This is a genomic window from Aeromicrobium sp. Leaf272 (genome assembly GCF_001422865.1).
Taxonomy (GTDB): domain Bacteria; phylum Actinomycetota; class Actinomycetes; order Propionibacteriales; family Nocardioidaceae; genus Aeromicrobium.
The window spans coordinates 44,724-50,027 of record NZ_LMMY01000001.1; the positions used below are offsets into that span (position 1 = coordinate 44,724).

At 71.4% G+C, this 5,304-nt stretch carries 6 protein-coding genes; 4 read left to right on the top strand and 2 right to left on the bottom strand.

The window, feature by feature from the left end:
- The 4 genes from ASF38_RS00245 to ASF38_RS00260 all read left to right on the top strand — a co-directional run.
- Positions 1–792 (top strand): sulfurtransferase (locus tag ASF38_RS00245; protein WP_056572868.1); only part of this gene is annotated, 792 nt, incomplete at its 5' end.
- 1 nt (position 793) lies between these two features.
- Positions 794–1,111, top strand: coding sequence for a DUF1416 domain-containing protein (locus ASF38_RS00250; RefSeq protein WP_055970068.1), 318 nt, complete (start codon positions 794–796; stop codon positions 1,109–1,111).
- Positions 1,112–1,271: 160 nt separating this feature from the next.
- Complete coding sequence (locus tag ASF38_RS00255) at positions 1,272–1,802, top strand: LPXTG cell wall anchor domain-containing protein (RefSeq protein WP_055970065.1); 531 nt, start codon at positions 1,272–1,274, stop codon at positions 1,800–1,802.
- A gap of 6 nt (positions 1,803–1,808) precedes the next feature.
- Positions 1,809–3,590, top strand: coding sequence for a DUF4012 domain-containing protein (locus tag ASF38_RS00260; RefSeq protein ID WP_055970062.1), 1,782 nt, complete (start codon positions 1,809–1,811; stop codon positions 3,588–3,590).
- Between the two features lie 9 nt (positions 3,591–3,599).
- Here the strand turns inward: ASF38_RS00260 and ASF38_RS00265 are convergent, their stop codons facing one another.
- Both ASF38_RS00265 and dtd read right to left on the bottom strand, forming a co-directional pair.
- Positions 3,600–4,715 (bottom strand): LCP family protein, encoded by a 1,116-nt coding sequence (locus ASF38_RS00265; RefSeq protein ID WP_056572871.1) that lies wholly within the window; start codon positions 4,713–4,715, stop codon positions 3,600–3,602.
- A gap of 117 nt (positions 4,716–4,832) precedes the next feature.
- A complete protein-coding gene (gene dtd, locus ASF38_RS00270; RefSeq protein ID WP_056572874.1) occupies positions 4,833–5,273 on the bottom strand; it encodes a D-aminoacyl-tRNA deacylase in 441 nt (146 codons plus the stop codon).
- Between the last annotated feature and the right edge of the window lie 31 nt (positions 5,274–5,304).

The following is a 5,304-nucleotide window of genomic DNA, read 5'->3' on the forward strand; positions in this document are numbered from 1 at the left end:
CCCAAGGTCGTCCTCATCGAGGTCGACGAGGACGCCGAGGCCTACGACAAGGGCCACATCCCCGGCGCCATCAAGCTGGACTGGAAGAAGGACCTCCAGGACGGCGTGCGCCACGACTTCATCTCCAAGGAGAAGCTCGAGGAGCTGCTCTCGAGGAAGGGCGTCGCCAACGACGACACCGTCGTCTTCTACGGCGGCAACAACAACTGGTTCGCCGCGTACGCCTACTGGTACCTGACCTACTACGGCCACGAGAACCTCCGTCTGCTCGACGGTGGCCGCAAGAAGTGGGAGCTCGACAGCCGCGAGCTGAGCGCCGACGTCCCGGACCGCCCGGCCACCACGTACACCGCACAGGAGCCGGACGAGTCCGTGCGCGCCTACCGCGACGAGGTCATCGAGGCGATCGGCACGAAGAACCTCATCGACGTCCGCAGCCCCGACGAGTTCGCCGGACGCCTGCTCGCCCCGGCGCACCTGCCGCAGGAGGCCGCGCAGATCGCCGGTCACATCCCCACGGCCGGCAACGTCCCGTGGAGCAAGGCCGCCAACGACGACGGCACCTTCAAGAAGGACGAGGAGCTCAAGGAGCTCTACGCCCAGGCCGGCCTCGACGAGGGCAAGGACACCATCGCGTACTGCCGCATCGGTGAGCGCAGCTCGCACACGTGGTTCGTGCTCAACGAGATCCTCGGCTACCCGAACGTCAAGAACTACGACGGCTCGTGGAGCGAGTACGGCTCGTTGCGGGGCGTCCCGGTGGCGATCGGCGACGAGCGCGGGGAGGCCTGACATGTGCGGAGCGATCAAGGGCGGACCCAGCCTCGAGGGTGTCGACGTCGCGAACCAGGCCGTCATCCAGGGCGTCGTCGTCCGCGGTGACGAGCCGGTCGGCAACGCCTACGTGCGTCTTCTCGACCGCACCGGCGAGTTCACCGCCGAGGTCCCGACCTCGGCGACCGGCCAGTTCCGGTTCTTCGCCGGCCCCGGCGAGTGGACGCTGCGCACGCTCGCGCCGCGCTCGGAGGCCGTCGATCTCGCGGTCGCGGCCGCGGTCGGCGTGGTCGCCGACGTGGTCGTCGACATCGACCGGGTGCCCGTGCACGTCTGAGTCACGCACCACGGCTCGACCCGAGAGACCCCGGACCTGCCGGTCCGGGGTTTTTCGCGTCCTCGGGCGTGACCTTCCGGCACCGAGCGTCGTTCTACCGTCGAGCACGCTCCTCCACGGGGCCGCGTGCGCGTGGGATCCGTCACCGCCTGGGAGTGTCATGAAGAAGATCGTCGCGACTCTGGTCGCCTCCGCGCTGGCCGCGTTCGCCCTCGTGGCAGCGGTCCCTCCCGCCTCGGCGGCCGGCCTCGCCTCGGCCGACGCGCCCTACCCGCCCACCGTCTGCGACCTGCAGCTGTCGAAGACGCGGGTCGCCCCCGGCGAGACGTTCACCGCGACGGTCACGGCGGACCAGCCCACGATCATCACGGTCAGCTACGAGGACCAGTCGTTCAGCGAGGACGACACGACGAAGCTCGTGGCGACCTTCACGGCACCGGCCGCCTCCAGCACCCGCAGCACCCAGGTCGTCGCGACGTGCGGCGACCTCGGCGCCGTGAGCGCCGAGGTGCTCGTCGTGGTCGGTGGTGGCGACGACGGCGACGCCGCGGCCGACGCGGACGCCGACGCCGGCGACGCGGCCGGCATCCTGCCCGGCACCGGTGGCACCGACCTCTGGCTGCTGGTGCTCGGTGCACTGCTCGTGCTCGCCGGCATCGGCGCCGTGGTCCAACGCCGCCGCAGCAGCTGACCCGTCGTGGCGTCGCCACGCTTCCTGCCCGAGCGGTACGACCGGGCAGGGTGGGTCCGGCTGGGTCTGGCCGTGACGGGAGCGGTGCTCACGGTCTGCGTCGTGGTCCTGGCCTGGCAGGGGGTGCGCGCAGCGATCCTGCTGTCGCGGGCGAGCGACCAGTCCCAGCTGCTCTTGGCCCAGGTGGCGCAGGGCGACGCGGACGGTGCGCGGCAGACGTCGGCGGTCCTGACCGACGCCGCAGGCCGCGCGCACGCCTCGACGGATGGTCCGTTGTGGGCGGTGTTCTCCCACGTCCCGATCGTCGGTGACGACGTCGACGCCGTGCGCGTGGTCGCGCGCGAGGTCGACCGGGTCGCCACCCAGGCCGTGCCCACGATCGTCGACGTCACCGCCCAGGTGGGGCTCGACGCGTTCTCGCCGCGCGACGGACGGGTCGACATCGCGAACCTCGAGGCCGTGGCACCACGCCTGGCCGGCCCGCGCGAGGCCCTCGAGCGCGCTGCACGCGGCGTGGGCGAGATCGAGCCGCAGAAGGTCGCGGGCCGGCTCCAGGCGCCGGTCCGCCGCCTGCAGGGCTCCCTGACCAGCGCCGCGTCGGCCGCACGCGTCGCGGACACCGCGGCCGCGCTGCTGCCGGAGATGCTGGGCGGGAGCGAGCGCCGCCGCTACCTCCTGCTCATCCAGAACAACGCCGAGATCCGCTCGCTCGGCGGCATCCCGGGATCGTTCGCCGTCATCGAGGCCGATCGCGGCAAGGTGCGCATGCGCACGCAGGGCTCGGCCATCGACGTGCCGCCGAACGACAGGCCGCGTCTGACGGTGCCGGAGGACCAGCTCGGTGCCGTGCCGGTGACCGCCGCGACGGACCTGCGCAACACGACCGCCGTGCCCGACTTCCCCGAGGCCGCGGCCTTCGCGAGCTCCCTCGTGGGCGAGGAGCTCGACACGCGCTTCGACGGCGTCGTGTCCGTCGACCCGGTGACGCTGGGCTACCTCCTGCAGGGGCTCGGGCCGGTGACGCTCGAGGACGGCACGCGGCTCACGGCCGAGAACGCCGTCGACGAGCTGCTCAACGGCGTCTACCGCCGCTACGCCACCGACCTGCTCGGGCAGGACGCCGTGTTCGAGGACGCCGCCCGCCGCATCTTCGACGCGTTCGTGGACGGGCAGGGCGCCACCCAGCCCGTGCTCGAGGCCCTCGTGCAGGCCAGCGTCGACAACCGGGTCCTCGTGTGGTCGGCTGACGAGTCCGAGCAGCGCCGCATCCGTTCCACGGGCGTCGCGGGTGCGCTCCCGCAGACGCGGGACCGGGCCCACGTGGGCGTGTACGTCGACGACAGCAAGGGCGCGAAGCTGCAGTACTACCTCGACGCGTCGTCCACGCTGCGCTCCGTGCGGTGCGTCGACGACCGGGCGCAGGTGCTCACGCTGCGCACCACGCTCACCTCCACGGTCCCCGACACCGCGCTCCCGATCTCCATCACGGGGCTCGAGCTCCCGGGACTGCGCCCGGGGGACCAGAGGCTCTCCGTGCGGGTCGTGGCACCGGCCGGCGGCGTGTTCGAGCGCGTGCGGCTGGCCGACGTCGAGCGGACACCGTCGGGCGGGCGGATCGGCGACCGTCGGGTGACGGTCGTCCCCGTGACCCTGCGACCCGGGGAGTCGGTCGACCTGGAGGTCCAGGTGCGCACGGGCGAGGGGCAGACGAGCGACGCGGTGCTCACGACCACGCCCGGCATCGAGGCCGGCGCGAACGACGTCCGGGTCCGCTCGGCCTGCGGCTGAGCCGGCGCGTCAGCCGATCTGGTCCTCGTCGGCGAGCTGGTCGTCGGGGTACTTCTCCAGGTACTCGTCCATGCGGTCCTCGCGCAGCGCGGAGAACAGCTCGGCGTTCTTGGCCTCGTCGAGCCTGACGATGCTGCCGACGACCGGGATGGTCTCGGTGGTGGCCACCGGAGCCGTGAGGAACGTGACGTCGTCGGACCCGGTGCCGCGCAGCGAGAGCGCGAGCGCACGCATGTCGCCCGGGTCCCAGCCGGCGTCGACGGTGAGGTTCTTGGTGACCGCGGTGAGGGTGCGGGTCAGCTTGATGGGGTTGCTCATGGTGTCGCGCGCGAGCATCTTCTTCATGAGCGACCGCAGGAAGTTCTGCTGGCGGGCGATGCGGTCGAAGTCGCCGCGGAGCAGGCCGTAGCGCGTGCGCACGTAGGCGAGGGCCTTCTTGCCCTCGAGGGTCTGCTCGCCGGCCTCCCACTGGACCTTCTGCTTGGGGTCGTAGAACGGCCGGGGGATGTAGACGGGCACGCCGCCGACGGCCTTGGAGAGGCTCTTGAAGCCGTCCCAGTCGATGATCGCGAGGTGCCGCATGCGCAGGTCGGTGAGGTTCTCGACGGTCGAGATCGCACCGTTCGGGCCGAACTCCGCGAAGGCGTCGTTGATCTTCTGCGTCGACTGCTTGGTGCCGGTCTCGTCGTAGATGTCGGTGTAGGTGTCACGCGGGATCGAGACGAGGTAGACCTTCTTCCGGTCCGACGTGATGTGCGCGATCATCAACGTGTCGCTGCGGTACTTGCCGGCCGGCCACGACCCGGAGGCGGCGTCCTCGGCCAGCGTCGTGTCCTCGGCGCCCTCGACCTTCTTGCCCTTGTCGGAGCCCAGCAGCAGGATGTTGAGCGCCTTGCCCTTGTCGGGATCGGGGCGGTCGGCTTCCTTCAGCTTGTTCTCGACCCGCCCGACGTTGCCCAGCTGGGCGTTGAGGTAGTAGGCGTACGCGGTGCCCGTGCCGAGGACGAGGACGAGGGCGCCGACGACACCCACGACCAGCTTGCGGTGCCGGCGGTGGAAGGGGACGCCGCCGGCGCGACGCTTGCCCTTGACTTCGCGGCGCGCTCGCTTCTCGCGACGCGACATGGCACTCCCGTTCGATGTTCTGGTGGGGTCAGGACGACGGCGCCGGGGCACGTTCGCCGACGCCGATTCGAGAATCCTACGTCCTTCACCTGAAAGGACGGTCAGAATGCGAAGGCGCTACAGCTGGAGCAGGACGGTGAACGGCCCGTCGTTGACCGAGCGGACCTGCATGTCGGCACCGAAGCGGCCGGTGGGGACCGTCGTGCCCAGGGCCCGCAGGGCGGCACAGAACTCGTCGTACAGCGGCTCGGCCACGGCGCCCGGTGCGGCGGCCGTCCACGTGGGACGCCGCCCCTTGCGCGCGTCGCCGTAGAGCGTGAACTGGCTGACGACGAGGACCGCGCCGCCGGTGTCGGCGACCGAGACCTCGTCGTGCAGGATGCGCAGGCCGTGCACCTTCCGCGCGAGCGCGTCGGCTTTCTGCACGGTGTCGTCGTGGGTGACGCCGAGCAGCACGAGGAGATGGTCGGCGTCCGCGTCGGTGCCGCCCACGGAGCCGACGACCTCGCCGTCGACGACGACCGAGGCCTCGCTCACCCGCTGGACGACCGCACGCACGTCGGCAGGTTAGCGCGCGTCGATACGATGG